Here is a 15,822-nt window from a genome sequence, read left to right as displayed (position 1 = left end):
CCACCGCTCCCCCACCGGGTGCCTACCGCTCGCCTCCCGGGAGTACGACGTGCATCAACGACTCGTCGTGCCGGAATCCGAGGCGCTCGTACACCGTCCGGGCCGGATTGCCCTCGGTGACCGCGAGGCCGATCGAGGGCAGCCCGGCGCGCGCGGCGAGGCCGAGCATGTGCCGCAACAGCCGGGCCCCGAGGCCGGCGTACGCGGGGTCGGGATCGCGGAAGACCTCGCTGATCCACGGCCCGAGTTGTTCGGCGTCGTTGACCAGCACCGCCGCGACCACCCGCCCCCGATCCAGCGCCACCACGCTCGCATCGAGCAGGGGCCCGAGCACACGTCCGTGGTACAGGACGTCCAGGTCCTCGGGATGGGGATGCGACGTGCCGTCGGGATGTCCCGGCGGATAGGCGGCGATCCAGGAGTCGTACAGCGCCCAGGGCGGCACGGACGTCACCGGCCGCACCTCGATGCGCGGATCCGCCCACGCGTGGCCGTCGGCCAGCGGATCCAACTCGCGGGCGTACCGGTGCAGATGCCGCACCAGTCGGCCGCCCGACGCGATCAGCACCGCACCGGTGTCCGCGTGCGCCGACACGACCCATCCGGGGAGCGCGGTCAAGATGGCGGGGGCCGCCGCCTCGGCCGGCAGCCGATGCAGCCGCAGGTCGAGCGCGGCCGGTCGGCCCGAGCGGTTGCCGAGCCGGTAGTCGGCGACGAGCGTCCCGTCCCGATCGAAGACGGTTCCGCGCGTACGCACGCTTTCATCGGTGGTCATGAGGTTCATTCTTCGATGCCCGAGCAAGTCGTTTACCTCCTCGGTCGCGGCCCTCTGCCCCCTCGCCAGGATCACCCGGCACACCGGTCGTCGCATTCCCGCGCCCACCAGAACATGCGCGGAGAGTGATCGCCCCCGAAACTGACATACATGGATAAAATCTCGCTCCGGACGGCCACGAAGGAGCAGCTCGCCTCGGCCCGCAGCACCTCGTCGGGCCGCAGCTCGACCGCCATGCTCGGCGGCTCCCGCCGGCGCTTGCGGCAGACCCTGATCGCCCTCACGGCGGGCAACTCGCTGGATCAACCCGAGAGCCCGGGCGAGGCCTCCCTGATCGTGCTGACCGGCCACATCCGGCTGACCGCGGGCGACGACTCCGTCGAGGGCGCCTCCGGCGACCTGCTCGTCGTCCCCGAGGAGCCGCACACGGTGGAGGCCGTCGAGGACTCGGCCGTCATCCTGACCGTCGGCACATCGGTGACTACCCCTGGCGCTTGATCCACTCGCCGCCGCCGAGCGGGTAGTCGTAGCCGGGGCGGGCCGAGCCGGCGCTGGTGCGAAACGGCTTGCCCTTGTTGTCGACCTTGACCGTGCCGCGGCGGCCGTCGGCGGCGGACCAGTCCAGGGTGAGATCCCAGCGCACGTCGTGGGCCTTGGTGTGCACCGTGACGTAGAAGACCTCGGGGTCGGTGGCGCTGACCTTGTACGGGAAGTCGCGTTGGCCGTTCTTCGCGGTGACGGTGGGGCTGCCCCGGTCGAGGTCGATGTCGAAGGACTTGGTGTCGACGTCGCCGCCGCAGCCGACGCCCATCGCGTAGTCGTTCCAGGCGAGGGGCGCACCCTTGGCGACGACGCGGACGTGCAGCGCCTCCAGGACGATCGTTTCCCGTTCGCGGCCCTGGACGGTGAGGGCGATCTGCTGCTCGTCCGAGGAGACCGCGCCGTACGCGCCGGACCAGCGCACCGCGTCCGCCTCGCCGGCGGGCGGGCCGACCTGCTCGGGGGCGCTGTCGACGAGGAAGTGTTGGCTGCACGGGTTGCTGTAGACGTACGGACGTACGGCGACGCCGAGCGGGTCGTCGCCCGAGGCGGCTCCCGTGCTTGGCGTGCCGCCCTTCGAGGCGCCGGGCGCGACCTTGCCGGGCGGGGTGGTGCCGGGCGGGGCCGAGGCCGATCCGGTGCCGGTGCCGGCGCCGGCGGTCGGCGGGGAGGCGGGGGCGGGCACGGCGGGCCGGTCGCCGGCAGCCCGCGGGGCGGTGGGCACGGGGCCGGAGTCGGCCGCCGTGCGGGCGTCGGAATCGTCGCCGTCGTCGCCGGACAGCGGGTACGCGACGACCAACACGGCACCGAGCACGGCCGCTGCCGCGGCGAGGGTGACCGCGGCACGGCGACGGCGCGCGGGGGTGGGGGTCGGCGCATGCGGCGGCCCGACGACCGTCACCGTGTCGTCGCTTCCCGGGCCCTGCTCGGACGAGCCGACCGAACCGGCCGAGGGCACTCCGGCCGAGCCCGAGAAGCCGACCGAAGCCGCTTCACGAGAAGCCGCCGAGCCGGCCGGGGACGCCCCGGAGCCAGAAGCCACAGCAGCACCACCCCCGGCTTCCGCCCCTGAGCCCACCCCCGGCCGGGCACCTCCGCCCGCTTGGCCCACCCCGACATCCCGACCCACGCCCGAAGACGATTCGGCCAAACCCGGACGAAAACCCCCAGTCGCACCCGAACCCCCAGCCGAGGCCCGACCCGGGCTCGGAGCCTCAGCCGGAGCCGCAAGCCCGGGCGAGGCAGAGGCCGAAGCCGAAGCCTCGCCCCAGGTCGGCGTCGGGGTTGAGACCTCAACCGGAGCCGGGGCCGCCGTCGGGGCCGAGGCCGAAACCTCAGCCGACGTCGATGCCAAGACCGGCGCCGGAGCCGAGGCCCCGGCCGGAACCTGGCCCCCGGCCGGGCTCCGGGCCGGGGCCGAGGCCGAGGCCGAAACCCCGGCGGCACTCGAACGCGCCACCTCGGCGACAGCCGAAGCCTCAGCGTCAACCGGAACCGGAGCCCCGGCAGGAATCGAGGGCGAAGTCGGCTCCGAAGGCGAAGCCCCCGCAGGAGGCGTAGTCGGGCCCGGATCCGAGCCCTCCGCCGGGGCCGAGGCCACAGTCGGACCCTGCCCCCCGGCCGGGGCCCAGGCCAAAGCCCCGGCGGGAGCCGGAGGCGAGGGCGGGCCCGATGCCGGACCCCCGACAGGAGCCGGGGGCGGGGTCGCGGCCGAGGACGGCCCCCCGGCGGGAGCCGAGGGCGGGTCCGAGGCCGAAGCCCCGACAGGAGCCGAGGGCGAGGGTGTGGCCGAGGGCGGACCCTCGGCGGGGGTCGGGGGCGCGGGCGGGTCCGAGGGGGAAGTCCCCGCCGGAGGTGAAGTCGGGTCCGGGGCCGAGGTCCCGGCCGGCGCCGGCGTACGCGGACCGGCCGTAGCCGGCCGGCGGCCTCGCATCGCGTCCGCCAGGATCCAGTGTCGGTGCAGCTCCACCAGCTCCTGTGGGGTCGCCCGGCACGCCCTCGCGAAGCGCTCCACCGGTGCGTACTCGTTCGGCACCGCGGTGCCGTTGCAGTAGCGGTGCAGCGTCGAGGTACCCATGTGCAGCCGCTTGGCCAGCGCCCCGTAGCTGAGCCCCGAGCGGTCCTTCAGCCCCCGCAACACACGCGCGAACGCCTCCGTTTCCGCTGCTCCCGCTGCCTCCGACACCCGTTCCTCCATCGCCCCGTGTCCCAAGCCGGCGTTCCAGGGGTCCGGCATTTCCCCTGGTCAGACCCGGTTTCGCCGTTCCGGCGTCCCCAATCGGCCGCTGTCCGTAGCCGCTGGGACGAACCCTGCCACAGGCTCGTGGTCGTTCAAGCAGCGCATCACCCGAACTCCCGAGGAGCCCGATCACATGTCCCGCGTCCGCACTTCCCGCACCCGTCTCGCCGGTGTCACGACGCTCGCGCTGGCCGCGCTCCTGCTGACCGCGTGCAACAACGACTCGGACAAGGACGGCAAGCCCGCCGCCGCCCCCGTCGTGACCACCCCGCCGAGTGCCCCCGCGGCCGCGCCGACCGCGGCGCCGATCGCCTCGACCCCCGCCGGCGCCCCCTCCTCCCGACCCGCCTCCTCGAACACCAAGCCGGGCGCAGCCTCCGGCCAGGACTCGGGCGGGCGAACCGATCCCGACAACGCGGTCACCTGCGAGGGCTCCAACACCAAGACCGTCGCGGCCCCGCTGAACCGCCCGATCAACCACGTGCTTCTGACCGTCACCAACACCGGCGGCAAGATGTGCTTCCTCTACGGCTACCCGGCCCTGCGCTTCGGCGAGGCCCAGTCCGTACCCCCGGTCATCGACGAGTCGAAGCCGCAGGCGGTCGTCACGCTCAAGCCCGGCGAGTCCGGCTACGCCTCCGTCAGCCTGTCCGCCGCGGACGGCAGCGGCGGCACCGGCCACACCGAGAAGACCCTCACCGTCTACTTCCACGGCCCCTCGGGCAACCAAAGCGTCGGCAGGGGCGCCACCCCGTCGCTGCCCGCCCAGGGCCTGTACATCGACGACTCCCTCAAGACCACCTACTGGCAGCAGTCCATGGACGACGCCACCAGCTGGTAGCCCGCCCGCCCCGGGCGCCGAGCCGGCACCGCCCGAAAACGCCCCGACGTCCACCCGACCCCGTCCGCTATCCTGTGCGCGGGATCCGATCCCGGGGACCGAAAGCCCATCGCCCCCGGACCCGGTTCCCCGCCCCGCCTCCATAGCTCAGGGGATAGAGCACCGCTCTCCTAAAGCGGGTGTCGCAGGTTCAAATCCTGCTGGGGGCACCACGCCTGAACAGGCAGGAAACCCCGGCCTCGGCCGGGGTTTCGGTGTGGGTCACTGGTCCAGGTATGCGAGGACCGCCAGCACGCGGCGGTTGTCGCCGTCGGCCGGTAGTAGGCCCAGCTTGGTGAAGATGCTGCTTATGTGCTTGGCGACGGCCTTCTCCGAGATGAAGAGGGACTGGGCGATGCCCGCGTTGGAGCGGCCCTGGGCCACCCACACCAAGACCTCGCGTTCGCGACCGGACAGGGTGCTCATGCTCTCGTCGCGCTCCTTGCGCACCAGGAGCTGGGAGATCACGTCGGGGTCCATCACGGTGCCGCCCTCGGCCACCCGTCGGATGGAGTCCAGGAACTGCGCCCCGTTGGTCACCCGGCCCTTGAGGATGTAGCCGATCCCGTTGCCGCCGCTGCTCAGCAACTCGCGCGCGTACAGCGGTTCGACGTACTGGGAGAGGAGCAGCACCGGCAGGTCGGGCATCTCGCGCCGGGCGGCGAGGACGGCGCGCAGGCCCTCGTCGGTGAAGTTCGGCGGTAGCCGGACGTCGACGATCGCGACGTCCGGTCGCTCCTCGGTGAGCGACTCCAGCAGGTCCGCTCCGTTTTCCACCGCGGCCACGATCTCGTGGCCGTGTGCCTCCAGGAGGCGGATCAGTCCGTCCCTAAGGAGGAAGTGGTCTTCGGCGAGGACAATTCGCACGGAAGCTCCATCGTCACCATCGTCGGGCCGTTGACGGGGCTGTTCACGGCCAATACACCGTCGAAAGTGGCAAGTCGTCGCTCGACGCCCTGCAGACCGGTGCCACGGGCGGCGTCCGCGCCGCCGTGTCCGGTGTCGGTGATGGTGACGCGCAGCATTCCGTGATCGTAACGGACGTCGATCCAGGCCCGGTCCGCGTTCGAGTGCTTGGCGACATTGGTGAGGATCTCCGAGATCGCGAAGTACGCGGCCGACTCGATCGGCATCTCGGGGCGGCCGGGCAGGTCGACGGTGACCTCGGTGGGGACCGGGCAGACCATGGCCAACGACCGCACCGCGTCGACGAGTCCGCGGTCGGCGAGCACCGGCGGGTGGATGCCGCGGACCAGATTGCGCAGTTCCTGCAACGCCTTGGCCGAGGACTGGCGTGCCTCGATCAGCAGGGCGCGCACGGCCTCGGGGTTGGTCTCCAGGAGGCGTTCCGCGGCGTCCAGGTTCATGCCCATCGCCACCAGGCGGGCCTGAGCGCCGTCGTGCAGGTCGCGCTCGATCCGGCGGATCTCGGCCATTTGTGTGTCCGCCGCGTCCGAGCGGGTCGTGGCCAGGTGCTCGATGCGGCCGGCCATCATCTCGTTCTCGCTCGGGGCGAGCATCGCGTAGGTGTACAGGGCGTGCTTGTGGACGGCGCGGGGCGCCAGCCACAGGGCCAGCGGCAGGTGCAGGACGCCGAGGATGCCCGCGAGCACCGCGGTGGCCGATCCCCCGACCGGGATGAAGTAGTACCACAGGCCGTCCCACTCCTCGGAGAGCGAGACGCCGAAGAAGGCGAGGAAGATGCCCCACGCGCTGCCGAGGAGCAGGGCGATCGGGAAGAAGGCCAGGAAGGCGCCGGCGACGGGGTCGGAGAGCACCCAGACGAACTCCCGCCGCAGTTGTGGGTCGTTCATGATCCAGCGGTAGCGGGCGACGACTCCCGAGGCGCCCGCGGGCACCGGCGGCTGCCGGCCGGCCGGGGTCGGGATCCGCACGCCGGACCAGCGCGCGGCCAGCACACGTTGGCGGTTGCTCAGCCCGCGTACGCCCTCCATGGCGCGCGGCACCATGCCGAGGCCCGGACCCACCAGGGTGATCGCGGAGGAGACGGCAAGAGAGCGGCCGAGGGCCGCGATCGACATCCAGCACAGGACCAACGCCCGCCGCAGACCGACGAACCCGGCAGGGACGGAGAACCCTTTGATCTCGCCCGACGACGGGCTTTCCCCGAGCTGCCTCGTGCCGTCCATGTATTCACTCCTCTTGCCATTCGCGGTGTCCCGGCCACAGTGGCCGTGTCGCTATTGTGGCGGAGGTCGGGCACCGAAATCGGTAGTATTTACTCCCCTCTTGGACGGCGGAGGGGGGGTGTTTCCCCTACCTCCGTCAGGGCGCGGCCAAAGGCGTCCCGGGGGCGACGAAGAGCGACAGGGTATCCGCCACGCAGGCCGCCTGTTGCCGGCCCTCGACCTCCACCGTCATGCGCACCGCGGTCAGGTGACCCGAGGGTGTTTCGCGGACGTTGGTGAGTCTGGCGCCGCCGCGGACCCGGGCCCCGACCGGCACGGGGCGGGGAAAACGCACCTTGTCCAGGCCGAAGTTGACGCCCAGCTCCACCTTTTCGATCGCGAAGATCGCCCGCATCATCGCGGGCAGCAGCGCGAGCGTCATATAGCCGTGGACGATGGTCCCGCCGAACGGTCCGGTCGCCGCCCGCTCGGGATCCACGTGAATCCACTGGAGGTCGCCGGTCGCACCGGCGAATTGGTCGACGCTTCCCTGGGTGACTTCGAGCCATTCGCTGTAGCCGAGGTGTTCGCCGGCCGCGCCGGCGAATTCCTCAAGGCTGGAAAAGGATCTCATGCGGCAGATTCTGTGTGGGCGTCGAGGACGCGGCAAGGTGCTCCGGGGCCGGTTGTTCGTTCGGTCAGCGCGCCGTCAGCCGGCTGTCAGCGGTCGCCGGGGATCACCCCGTCGCGGCGCGCTCACAGCCGGCCCGGCACGGCGTCAGCCGTAGCGCTTGAGCTCGTGGAAGAAGTCCGGGACGGTGTGCAGTCCGTCCGTCTCGCGCACGCGGTCGTACACGTACTTCGCGACGGCCATGTCCAGGACCCCCAGGCCGAACGGCGAGAAGACCACCGGCCGGTCGGCCGGCGGGGTGATCGCCCCGGTGAGCACGTCGTACAGGGTTCCGGCGACGAACTCGCGGTTGCCGACCAGCTGTTCGGCCAGATGCGGCGAGGTGTTCGCCTTCATGCAGTGCTCGATGTCGTCGACGATGTTCCACGAGTCCAGGACGATCTCGGGGGACAGGTCCCGCAGGGAGACGTGCAGCACCAGCGGGTTGTGCGCGAACCATCGCGGGTCGCTCACATGCGGCTCCCCCGCGACGGTGGCGAAGACCACCAGATCGCTGGAGCGGATCAGGTCCTCGGCCTTGTCGTGGATGGTGATCCCGCGGTCCTCGCCCTCGGCCCGGCGCAGGTAGCCCGCGAAGCCCTCGGCGTACTCGGCCGACACGTCGTGCACACCGATCGACTCGAAGGCGAAGCCGCTGCCCGCGAGGTACCGGTGCACATAGCGGGCGATCAGACCGACCCCGAAGAAGCCCACCCGCGTGGGGCGTTGCCCGCGCGCCTCGCCGAGCCGCGCCGCCGCGAGGGCCGCGGACGCGGCGGTGCGCGCCGCGCTGATGATGGAACTCTCCAGGCACGCGAACGGGTAGCCGGTCTCGGCGTCGTTGAGAATGAGCACGGCCGAGGCACGCGGGATGCCGGCGGCCACGTTCTCCGGGAAGCTGGAGATCCACTTGATGCCGTGCACCTCCACGTCGCCCTTGATCGACGCGGGCAACGCGATGATCCGCGACGACGGACGATCGGGGAAGCGCAGGAAGTACGAGTCGGGGTTGACCGTCTGCCCCTCGCCGTGCAGCCGGTAGGCGGCCTCGATCGTTGCGACGACCTCTTCCTCACGCCCGCTGAGGACGCGGTCCACCTGAGCGCCGGAGACCACGGCGAAGGAAGGTACCTGATTCATGGGAACACTGCTCCTGGTGGGACGAAAGGACCGGGTCGGGATGGGAAGGTGACGGTCGCGGGCCGGCCGGCCCTCAGCCGATGCGGGCCAGGCCCTTCGCGCCCTGCCGCGCCTGTCCGCGCGAGACGGCCAGTGGGTCCCAGTCCGGTGCCCGTTCGGGCAGTCTGGAGGCGTCGCCGAGCACCTTTCCGGTGTACGCCTCGGCGAACAGCCCGCGGCCGAGGATGCGCGAGGCGGCGGCGATTCCGCAGGTCGCCACGCCGCCGATGCCGCTGCCGTAGCGGACGTTCTGGCCGACCACGTACAAACCCTCGACCTCGGTCCGCACGTCGGGCCGCCGGGCCGTGCCGCCCCAGGTGGCCATGCCGTACGGGGTGCCGCCGCCGGCTCGGATGTAGCGCTCGTTGGTCAGCGGAGTGGCCGTCTCCACGTGTGTGATGCGGCTGCGGAACGGGCCGAGGATCTTCTCGGCGGTGTCCAGCATCGCCTCGGTCAACTCCCGTTTGCGGGCGAGGTAGACGGGGTTGCGGCGGTACGGCTCGCCGTCCACCGGTCCGCCCGGCACCCCCCAGAAGTCGTAACCGAACGGGCAGTTCATCATGAGCTGGAAATTGCTGTGGCCGGGCGGGCACACGGCGTGCGCCCCCGGGTCCCGGAGGGAGGCGAAGAACAGGGCGAGTTGCGACACCGTGTCCATCGTTTTGTCGCGCGCGTACCGCTCCAGCATCGCCGCGTGCGCGCCCTCCATGTCGTCGCTGCCGTGCCACCAGATGTTGGCGTTGGGCAGCGCCGGCAACTCGGTGTCGAGCGCGACGTACACCGAAACGATGGCATTGCGCATGGTCGCCTCGCGGGTCCGTGCCACGACGCCGGCGGGGAAGGCCGCCTCACCGCCGCACAGGTCGAGGACGGTGCGCCGGTAGTCCGCGTTGGAGATGATCAGCGGCGCCGAAATGCGCTGCCCGTCGATGAGTTCGACGCCGGTGGCGCGCCCGTTCTCGATCAGGATGCGGCGCGCCTCGCACCGGGTGCGCAACTCGCCGCCGTACGCCTCCAACGCCTCGACGAACGCGGCCACCAAGGCTTGGCCGCCGCCCTCGGGGTAGTACGCGCCGCGCAGGTAGTGGTCGGTGATGTTGACGTGCTCGGCGAAGCCGACCCCGTCGGGCATCGAGCCGTAGTTGCCGGCCTGGGCCGCGATCAGGGTGCGCCCCTTGGCGGACAGGCCGCAGTGGTCCAAGGCCTCGCCCAGCGTACGGCGAGTCCAGCGCATCGCCTCAGGGAACCTGCGGCACAACTGCGCCATCGAATCACCCGTCAGACTGGCCCGGTTCACGGCGGCCAGCGCCGTGGCGAGGTCGATGAACCGGTCGACGCGGTCGGCCTCCTCGGGCAGTGCCTGCCGAAGCCGGTCGGCGTAGGCGTCCCACCCGGCCGGCACGTCCAGGGTCGCGGTGGGCGTCATGACCCGGTCGAAGCCGTGCTCGTTGTCCATGGGCAAAAAGCGCACCCGGTCACGGACGCCGAGGCCGGACAGGATCGTGGGGATGAGCCCGTCGGGCCCACAGTCGCCGAGGTAGTGCATGCCGACGTCGAACTCGTACTTGCGCCGCCGACGGAAGGCGTGCGCGTTTCCGCCCGCCACGTCGTGCTGTTCGAGGATGAGCACGCGGCGCCCGTCGGCGGCCAGATAGCCGCCGGTGACCAGGCCGCCGATGCCGCTGCCGACGACGATCACGTCGTAGCTGTCCCGAAGGCCCCCGGCCCCCTGCGTTCCGGTCCCCATCAGAAGGTGCCACCACCGTGGATCTCGAAGACCGACCCCGTGATGTACGAGGCCCGGTCCGACACCAGGAAGGACACCAGGTCCGCCACCTCCTCGGGGCGGCCTGCGCGCCCGAGCGCCACGCTCCCCAGCATCCGCTCCACCGCGGCCTCGGACATGTCGTCGACCATGTCGGTCGCGATCAGGCCCGGGGCGACCACGTTGGCGCGCACACCGCGCGGTCCGCACTCCTTGGCGAGGGACTTGGTGAAGCCGATGATCCCGGCCTTGGAGGCGGCGTAGTTGGCCTGCCCGATGTTTCCGTGGATCCCGGACACCGAGGACAGATTGACGATCGCGCCGTTCCTGCGCTTGCTCATGGAGAACGCCGCGGCGCGGCACACGTGGTAGACGCCGTCCAGATTGGTCCGCAGAACTTGGCCCCAGTCCTCCTCGGGCATCAGGATCACCGGCCGGTCCCGGGTGATGCCCGCCGAGGTGACGGCGACGTCGACGGGGCCGAGTTCGCGCTCGGTTCGCGCGTACCAGTCGCGCACGTCCGCCGCGTCGGACACGTCGCAGCGGGCGGCGCTGACACGCGTGCCGAACTCGCTTGCCTGCTTGACCAGTTGCTCGGCGGCCTCGTCGTTCGAGCGGTAGCAGAACGCGACGTCGTACCCGTCCCGGGCCAGGCGCAGCACGATGGCCTTGCCGATGCCCCGGGACCCGCCGCTGACCAGCGCGATCATGCGTGCTCCCCGAGCAGTCGCAGGACGGCACAGGCCACCGCGCCGTCCCGGTCGACGGCGGACACCAGCGCGATCCGACCGGACGAGGTCGGGTCGGCCTCGGCCACCCCGAGCACCGCCTGGATCTGGAAGGAGGCGGAGGCCGCGCTCGTATCGCCGAGCAGCTCCATGGACGGCACCCGGGACAGCGCGTCGGCGGGCAGCAGCGCCGCCAGCGCCTCCGACTCGGCCCGGCCGGCGGCGGTGGGGGCGGCGCATGGGACGGCCGCCCACACCTCGTCGGGGGTGACGCCCGCGCGGTTCAGGGCGCGGCGCACGCAGCCGGTGACCGCGGCCCGCGGGTCGTCGTCGATGTCGATGCCGCTCTCGATGCTCAACACGGCGGCCAGCGCGGGGCGTTCGGCGGCGCCGGCGTGCTCGACCAGGAAGAGCCCGCAGCCCTCGCCGAGCAGCGGCTCGGGGTCGCCGGCCGCGAGGGCGGTGTACTCGAACCAGGCGTGGATGGCGGAGAACTCCTCGACCGAACCCACCAGGTACTTCGTCGCACGGCCCTGCCTCATCAGCCGCCGCGCGTAGTTGAGGGCGAGCAGCCCGCTGACCCGGCCGCCCGCGACCGTCGTGTTGGGGCCCTTGAGGTCGTGCCGGATCGCGCAGGCGCCCGCGGCGTGGTTGAGGCTGCCGAAGGGGATGCGGCCCGCGTCGACGTGGAAGGGCAGCGCGTTCGTGTAGGACTGACGCAGGAGGTCCGTCATGTTCTCCAGGCTGCCCATGGAGATCCCGAGAACCACACCGGTGGCCTCGTCGGTCCGCACCGCCCTGTTGCCTTCGGCGTCCAGGAGCAGCCCGTCGGAGGCGACCAGGGCCAGCGCGGTGAGCCGGTCCATCTTGGCCGTGCCCTTCGGACCGAGCAGGCCCGGGATGTCGAAGTCCGGGACCGTGCAGACGTTGGGCGACGGCAGCGTGCCGAGCGCCGCGTCCGCCTTCACGGCCGTCTTCGCGCCGCCGCGCACGCCCGCGGCGAAGGCTTGCCGGGTCACGCCGTGCGGGGATACGGCCGACCAGCCGGTGATGACTAGCGTCTCCGGTGGCAGCGAGGCCGCCGGGGTGACTGCTGCGGTACTCATGTGGGACTCACTCTCCGTACGTCCCCAGAATCAGGATGGCGTTGTTGCCGGCGAAGGCGCTGGAGTTGTTCTGCACGAGCCGCACGTCCGCGTCGAGGGCGTGGTTGGGTACGACGTCGAGCGGGCAGGCCGGGTCCGTCTCCCGATGGTGGATGGTCGGCGGAATGAACCCGTGCTCGATGGCGAGGCTGCAGGCGATGGCGCCGAGGGCGCTGGCCGCTCCCATCGCGTGGCCGAGCATCGACTTCAGGGCCACGGTGCGCGGCGGCGCGTCGCCGTACACGTCGAGGATGGCGGCCGACTCCGTGCGGTCGTTGGCCTTGGTGCCGGTGCCGTGCGCGGAGATGAAGTCGATCTCCTCCTTCTTGACCCCGGCGTCGTCCAGGGCGAGGCGAATGCCGCGCGCGATGCCGAGGCGGTCCGGTGCGGTGGCGTGATTGGCGTCGCAGCTGAGGCCGTAGCCGAGCACCTCGGCATAGATGTGCGCGCCGCGCGCGAGCGCGGATTCCAGGCTCTCCAGGACGAGGATGCCCGCACCCTCGCTGGTGAGGATGCCCTGCCGGTTCTTGTCGAAGGGCCGTACCACGTCCGGGGTGAGCGCGCCGAACCGCTTGAAGGTGAGGTACGCCTTGCGGCACACCGCGTCGGCTCCGCCGCACAGCGCGACGTCGACCTCGCCGGAGCGGATCGCGTCCAGGCCGTAGCCGATCGAGTAGTTGCCCGCCGCGCAGGCCGTCGTGATGGTGGTGGCCTCCACGTTCGGTATGCGCAACTCGCGGGCGATCACGGTGCTCAGCCGGCCCGCGTTGATGCGGCGGGACAGGACCGGGTCCATGGCCTCCGGGTCCCCGGCGGCCAGTTCCTGCTCGACGAGCACCCCGATGTCGTGCGACTCGCCGTCGGTGGTGCCGATGCTGATGAGCGCCTGCCGCTCACGCAGGTCGGCCTCGCTGAGTCCGGCGTCCACCACCGCCATCCGGGCGGCGGCGACGGCGAACTGCCCGGCGCGGCCCATGTCGTCGAGGGGTACGTTGCGGATCCAGCGCTCCGGCTCGAACTCGGAGACCTCGCATGCGGTGTTGTGGCCGAACCCCTCGGTGTCGAAGCGGGTGATCGGCCCCGCGCCGGAGCGACCGGCCCGCAGCGCCGCGGTGAACTCCTCGACACCCGTGCCGATGCTGGAGATCGCGCCGAGGCCGGTGAGGACGGCCCGGCGGCGATCCGCCGGTGCGCGGGCGGGGGGCGCCGGTGGTGGCTGTGCGGTGGACATCGGACTCCTTAAGCAGTGGGATGCCTGTGGACGGGGGGTCCGGGACGGGGACCCCCGCTGCTCACCAACCGGCGGCGGCGGCGGTCACCTGGTACGTGGTCTCCACGTTCACCATCTTCGGGAGCTCGTCCATGTCGATGACGATGGAGTACTCCATCTCCAGGGCGCTGAGCACGTCGATGAGTTTCAGGGAGTCGGCGCCCAGTTCGTCGATGAACAGTGTGCTGTCCGCGAACTCGGTGTGAACATCGATGTTCTCGGCGATGATTTCCCTGATGCGGGTAAGGCGCTCGGGCACAACCGTGGTCATGTTTTTTTCTCCGTTTCCCAGGTTCTCGAATTTGCCTTACGGCAAAAATTAGTCAGCCTCGATGACGGGCCGATGACATTCAACTGACCGCTCACTGACGGCAGTTGCCGGTCACCTTCCGACGGCCTTTTCGAAGCCCCGTACACTGCCGGCGACCGCGATGACCAGGATCGTCGTCAGGGTGATGGCGGCGACCACGCCCGGATGGTCGGCGGCGAACCCGCTGCCCGCCGCGCCCGAGGGGTCGTTGCCCCACAGCCTGCGGCAAGTGGTGATGACGGCGGTGACCGGGTTCCATTGGGCCACCGGGCGCAGCCATTCCGGCAGGCCGTTCACACCGACATACGCATTGGAAAGAAAGCTGAAGACGACGAGTACGAGCGCGCCCGTGCCGTCGATGGCCTCGACATTCTTCTGGGTGGTGCCGAGCAGAATTCCGAGCCACAGCATGGTGTAGATGAAGGCGAGCAGCACGGCGAATCCGGCGGCGGTGCGCAGCACGCCCTCGTGTGGCCGCCAACCGACGGCCAGGCCGACCAGGGACACCGCCGTCAGACTGACCGCGCCGACGCACAGGTCGGCCAGGGTGCGGCCGATGAGCACCGAACTCGGTGCGATCGGCAACGAGCGGAACCGGTCCACCAGGCCGTGGCGCAGATCGAGGGCGACACCGATGGCCGTGGGGCCGACGCCGGACAGGCCGACCTGGACGGCGATGCCCGCCAGGATGAAGTCCTCGTACGGGACGCCGCCGGGAACGTTCATCGACTTGCGAAAGAGGTAGCCGACGGCGACGAGCATCACCAGCGGCGTCATCGTCACGAGCACGAGCCGGCCCGGGGAGCGGCGCAGATGGATCAGATGGCGTCCGGCCAGGGCGAGGGTGTCGCCAAGGTAGCCGAGCAGCACGCCCCTGGACTCCGCGGATCGCGGCACCGGGGACGAGGCCGCGGGGGCGAGCGCCGTCGGCGACACCGCGGCGTCGGTCGTCGATGTCATCGCCGGCTCTCCTTCTTCTGTCCCGTGCCCGTGAGCTGGAAGAACACGTCGTCGAGCGTGGGCTTGCAGACCTCGAAGTCGACGGTGTCCACGCCCTTTTCGCGCAGCGCGACGGCGGCACGCGCCACCTCGTCCAGGCCGCCCCGGTCGAGGTGCACCGATACCCGCAGAGTGGCCGGATCGGCGACCGGTTCCTGGGCGCTGCCGAGTGTGGCGAGCGCGGCGACCGCGTCGGCCAGGCTCTCCGGGCGGGCCACGGTCACCTCCAGGCGCTCGCTGCCGACCATGCGCTTGAGCGCCGCGGGGGTGTCCTCGGCGATGACGCGGCCGGCGTCGATGACGGCGATGCGATCGGCGAGTGCGTCCGCCTCCTCCAGGTACTGGGTGGTGAGCAGGATGGTCACGCCGTTGGCGACCAGGTCGCGCACCACGTCCCACAGGACGCTTCGGCTGGTGGGGTCCAGGCCCGTGCTGGGTTCGTCGAGGAACAACACCTGCGGATCGCCGATGACACAGGTCGCCAGGTCGAGCCGGCGGCGCATGCCGCCCGAGTAGGTGCCCACGGTGCGGTCGGCGGCGTCGGTCAGCTCGAACCGTTCGAGCAGCTCGGCCGCGCGCAGGGCCGCACCGCGTCGCCCGTAGCGCAGCAGCTTGGCCAGCAGGACCATGTTCTCGCGCCCGGTGAGGAGTTCGTCGACGGCCGCGTACTGTCCGGCGAGGCCGATGCGCCGCCGGACCTCCTTACCCTCGCGCACCACGTCGTGCCCGGCGACGACGGCGCGGCCGGCGGACGGCTCGACCAGGGTGGCCAGGATGCGGACGGTGGTCGTCTTGCCGGCGCCGTTGGGGCCGAGTACGCCCAGGACGGTGCCTGCCGGCACCGCCAGATCGACGCGGTGCAGTGCCGTGTGGCCGCGGTACTGCTTCTGCAGCCCTTCGGCGAGGATGGCCAGGTCGGACGAGGCCACGGTCATCCCGCCCGACGCTGCAGGCTGAGCGGACGCATGTCCGTCCAGTCGCGCTCGATGTGGGCCACGGCCGTGGCGCGGTCGGTCTCTGCGAGCGTCACCCGCCAGCCGTCGGGCACGGCGGCGAAGGACGGCCACAGCGAGTACTGCCCCTCGTCGTTGACGAGGACGAGGAACCGGCCGTCTTCGCGGTCAAAGGGGTTGGCCATGGATGTTCTCCAGATCTCGGTTGGTGCTCGAATGCGTCGAGTGCGGCGAATGCGT

Annotated in this window: 16 protein-coding genes, 1 tRNA gene and 1 pseudogene; 3 read left to right on the top strand and 15 right to left on the bottom strand. The window is 71.3% G+C overall.

The window, feature by feature from the left end:
• Positions 1-22 precede the first annotated feature (22 nt).
• Positions 23-775, bottom strand: coding sequence for a GNAT family N-acetyltransferase (locus tag ACFXKZ_RS40710; RefSeq protein ID WP_380009141.1), 753 nt, complete (start codon positions 773-775; stop codon positions 23-25).
• A 150-nt stretch (positions 776-925) separates the two neighbouring features.
• Between ACFXKZ_RS40710 and ACFXKZ_RS40705 the strand changes: the two genes are divergently transcribed.
• Positions 926-1,273, top strand: a complete 348-nt coding sequence (locus ACFXKZ_RS40705) for a LuxR family transcriptional regulator (RefSeq protein ID WP_380009138.1) — start codon at positions 926-928, stop codon at positions 1,271-1,273.
• Here the strand turns inward: ACFXKZ_RS40705 and ACFXKZ_RS40700 are convergent.
• Together ACFXKZ_RS40700 and ACFXKZ_RS40695 are read right to left on the bottom strand one after the other, a co-directional pair.
• On the bottom strand, positions 1,257-2,357 hold the full coding sequence (locus ACFXKZ_RS40700; RefSeq protein WP_380009232.1) for a transcriptional regulator: 1,101 nt from the start codon (positions 2,355-2,357) through the stop codon (positions 1,257-1,259). The genes ACFXKZ_RS40705 and ACFXKZ_RS40700 overlap by 17 nt on opposite strands.
• 978 nt (positions 2,358-3,335) lie before the next feature.
• Positions 3,336-3,512, bottom strand: a pseudogene (locus tag ACFXKZ_RS40695) (helix-turn-helix domain-containing protein); the annotation flags it as partial.
• 175 nt (positions 3,513-3,687) lie between these two features.
• On the opposite strand from ACFXKZ_RS40695, the gene ACFXKZ_RS40690 reads away from it, so the two are divergent.
• Both ACFXKZ_RS40690 and ACFXKZ_RS40685 read left to right on the top strand, forming a co-directional pair.
• On the top strand, positions 3,688-4,395 hold the full coding sequence (locus ACFXKZ_RS40690; protein WP_380009136.1) for a DUF4232 domain-containing protein: 708 nt from the start codon (positions 3,688-3,690) through the stop codon (positions 4,393-4,395).
• A 136-nt stretch (positions 4,396-4,531) separates the two neighbouring features.
• Positions 4,532-4,607, top strand: a tRNA-Arg gene (locus tag ACFXKZ_RS40685).
• Between the two features lie 49 nt (positions 4,608-4,656).
• Here the strand turns inward: ACFXKZ_RS40685 and ACFXKZ_RS40680 are convergent.
• From ACFXKZ_RS40680 to ACFXKZ_RS40625, 12 genes are all read right to left on the bottom strand, one after another.
• On the bottom strand, positions 4,657-5,301 hold the full coding sequence (locus ACFXKZ_RS40680) for a LuxR C-terminal-related transcriptional regulator (RefSeq protein WP_380009133.1): 645 nt from the start codon (positions 5,299-5,301) through the stop codon (positions 4,657-4,659).
• Positions 5,253-6,584, bottom strand: a complete 1,332-nt coding sequence (locus ACFXKZ_RS40675) for a sensor histidine kinase (RefSeq protein ID WP_380009130.1) — start codon at positions 6,582-6,584, stop codon at positions 5,253-5,255. Before ACFXKZ_RS40675 ends, ACFXKZ_RS40680 begins: the two co-directional genes overlap by 49 nt.
• 136 nt (positions 6,585-6,720) lie before the next feature.
• On the bottom strand, positions 6,721-7,197 hold the full coding sequence (locus ACFXKZ_RS40670; RefSeq protein WP_380009127.1) for a MaoC family dehydratase: 477 nt from the start codon (positions 7,195-7,197) through the stop codon (positions 6,721-6,723).
• Positions 7,198-7,341: 144 nt separating this feature from the next.
• Positions 7,342-8,373 (bottom strand): 2,3-diaminopropionate biosynthesis protein SbnB, encoded by a 1,032-nt coding sequence (gene sbnB, locus ACFXKZ_RS40665; protein ID WP_380009125.1) that lies wholly within the window; start codon positions 8,371-8,373, stop codon positions 7,342-7,344.
• 73 nt (positions 8,374-8,446) lie between these two features.
• On the bottom strand, positions 8,447-10,159 hold the full coding sequence (locus tag ACFXKZ_RS40660; protein WP_380009122.1) for a phytoene desaturase family protein: 1,713 nt from the start codon (positions 10,157-10,159) through the stop codon (positions 8,447-8,449).
• The gene (fabG, locus tag ACFXKZ_RS40655; RefSeq protein ID WP_380009119.1) at positions 10,159-10,887 is read right to left on the bottom strand and encodes a 3-oxoacyl-[acyl-carrier-protein] reductase; all 729 of its coding nucleotides are present in this window, start codon (positions 10,885-10,887) and stop codon (positions 10,159-10,161) included. The genes ACFXKZ_RS40660 and fabG overlap by 1 nt, the downstream gene beginning before the upstream one ends.
• Positions 10,884-12,011 carry a beta-ketoacyl synthase N-terminal-like domain-containing protein gene (locus ACFXKZ_RS40650; protein WP_380009116.1) on the bottom strand — a complete coding sequence of 376 codons (1,128 nt, stop codon included), beginning with the start codon at positions 12,009-12,011 and terminating at the stop codon, positions 10,884-10,886. Before ACFXKZ_RS40650 ends, fabG begins: the two co-directional genes overlap by 4 nt.
• Before the next feature lie 7 nt (positions 12,012-12,018).
• The gene (locus ACFXKZ_RS40645; protein ID WP_380009113.1) at positions 12,019-13,281 is read right to left on the bottom strand and encodes a beta-ketoacyl-[acyl-carrier-protein] synthase family protein; all 1,263 of its coding nucleotides are present in this window, start codon (positions 13,279-13,281) and stop codon (positions 12,019-12,021) included.
• A 61-nt stretch (positions 13,282-13,342) separates the two neighbouring features.
• Complete coding sequence (locus ACFXKZ_RS40640) at positions 13,343-13,591, bottom strand: acyl carrier protein (RefSeq protein ID WP_380009110.1); 249 nt, start codon at positions 13,589-13,591, stop codon at positions 13,343-13,345.
• 111 nt (positions 13,592-13,702) lie between these two features.
• Positions 13,703-14,590, bottom strand: a complete 888-nt coding sequence (locus tag ACFXKZ_RS40635) for an ABC transporter permease (RefSeq protein WP_380009107.1) — start codon at positions 14,588-14,590, stop codon at positions 13,703-13,705.
• Complete coding sequence (locus ACFXKZ_RS40630; RefSeq protein WP_380009104.1) at positions 14,587-15,564, bottom strand: ATP-binding cassette domain-containing protein; 978 nt, start codon at positions 15,562-15,564, stop codon at positions 14,587-14,589. Before ACFXKZ_RS40630 ends, ACFXKZ_RS40635 begins: the two co-directional genes overlap by 4 nt.
• Positions 15,561-15,767 (bottom strand): MbtH family protein, encoded by a 207-nt coding sequence (locus ACFXKZ_RS40625; RefSeq protein ID WP_078975915.1) that lies wholly within the window; start codon positions 15,765-15,767, stop codon positions 15,561-15,563. The genes ACFXKZ_RS40630 and ACFXKZ_RS40625 overlap by 4 nt, the downstream gene beginning before the upstream one ends.
• Positions 15,768-15,822: the final 55 nt, after the last annotated feature.

The sequence above is a fragment of the Embleya sp. NPDC059237 genome (assembly GCF_042754105.1).
GTDB lineage: Bacteria > Actinomycetota > Actinomycetes > Streptomycetales > Streptomycetaceae > Embleya.
Note: the sequence above shows the minus strand (reverse complement) of the source record. Positions and strands in the feature narration are given on the sequence as shown.

Bases quoted from the DNA above. Each gene is read 5' to 3' on its own strand.
- ACFXKZ_RS40710 (WP_380009141.1), bottom strand. From the start codon at position 775: ATGACCACCGATGAAAGCGTGCGTACGCGCGGAACCGTCTTCGATCGG.
- ACFXKZ_RS40705 (WP_380009138.1), top strand. From the start codon at position 926: ATGGATAAAATCTCGCTCCGGACGGCCACGAAGGAGCAGCTCGCCTCG.
- ACFXKZ_RS40690 (WP_380009136.1), top strand. From the start codon at position 3,688: ATGTCCCGCGTCCGCACTTCCCGCACCCGTCTCGCCGGTGTCACGACG.
- ACFXKZ_RS40675 (WP_380009130.1), bottom strand. From the start codon at position 6,584: ATGGACGGCACGAGGCAGCTCGGGGAAAGCCCGTCGTCGGGCGAGATC.
- ACFXKZ_RS40670 (WP_380009127.1), bottom strand. From the start codon at position 7,197: ATGAGATCCTTTTCCAGCCTTGAGGAATTCGCCGGCGCGGCCGGCGAA.
- sbnB (WP_380009125.1), bottom strand. From the start codon at position 8,373: ATGAATCAGGTACCTTCCTTCGCCGTGGTCTCCGGCGCTCAGGTGGAC.
- ACFXKZ_RS40660 (WP_380009122.1), bottom strand. From the start codon at position 10,159: ATGGGGACCGGAACGCAGGGGGCCGGGGGCCTTCGGGACAGCTACGAC.
- fabG (WP_380009119.1), bottom strand. From the start codon at position 10,887: ATGATCGCGCTGGTCAGCGGCGGGTCCCGGGGCATCGGCAAGGCCATC.
- ACFXKZ_RS40650 (WP_380009116.1), bottom strand. From the start codon at position 12,011: ATGAGTACCGCAGCAGTCACCCCGGCGGCCTCGCTGCCACCGGAGACG.
- ACFXKZ_RS40645 (WP_380009113.1), bottom strand. From the start codon at position 13,281: ATGTCCACCGCACAGCCACCACCGGCGCCCCCCGCCCGCGCACCGGCG.
- ACFXKZ_RS40640 (WP_380009110.1), bottom strand. From the start codon at position 13,591: ATGACCACGGTTGTGCCCGAGCGCCTTACCCGCATCAGGGAAATCATC.
- ACFXKZ_RS40635 (WP_380009107.1), bottom strand. From the start codon at position 14,590: ATGACATCGACGACCGACGCCGCGGTGTCGCCGACGGCGCTCGCCCCC.
- ACFXKZ_RS40630 (WP_380009104.1), bottom strand. From the start codon at position 15,564: ATGACCGTGGCCTCGTCCGACCTGGCCATCCTCGCCGAAGGGCTGCAG.
- ACFXKZ_RS40625 (WP_078975915.1), bottom strand. From the start codon at position 15,767: ATGGCCAACCCCTTTGACCGCGAAGACGGCCGGTTCCTCGTCCTCGTC.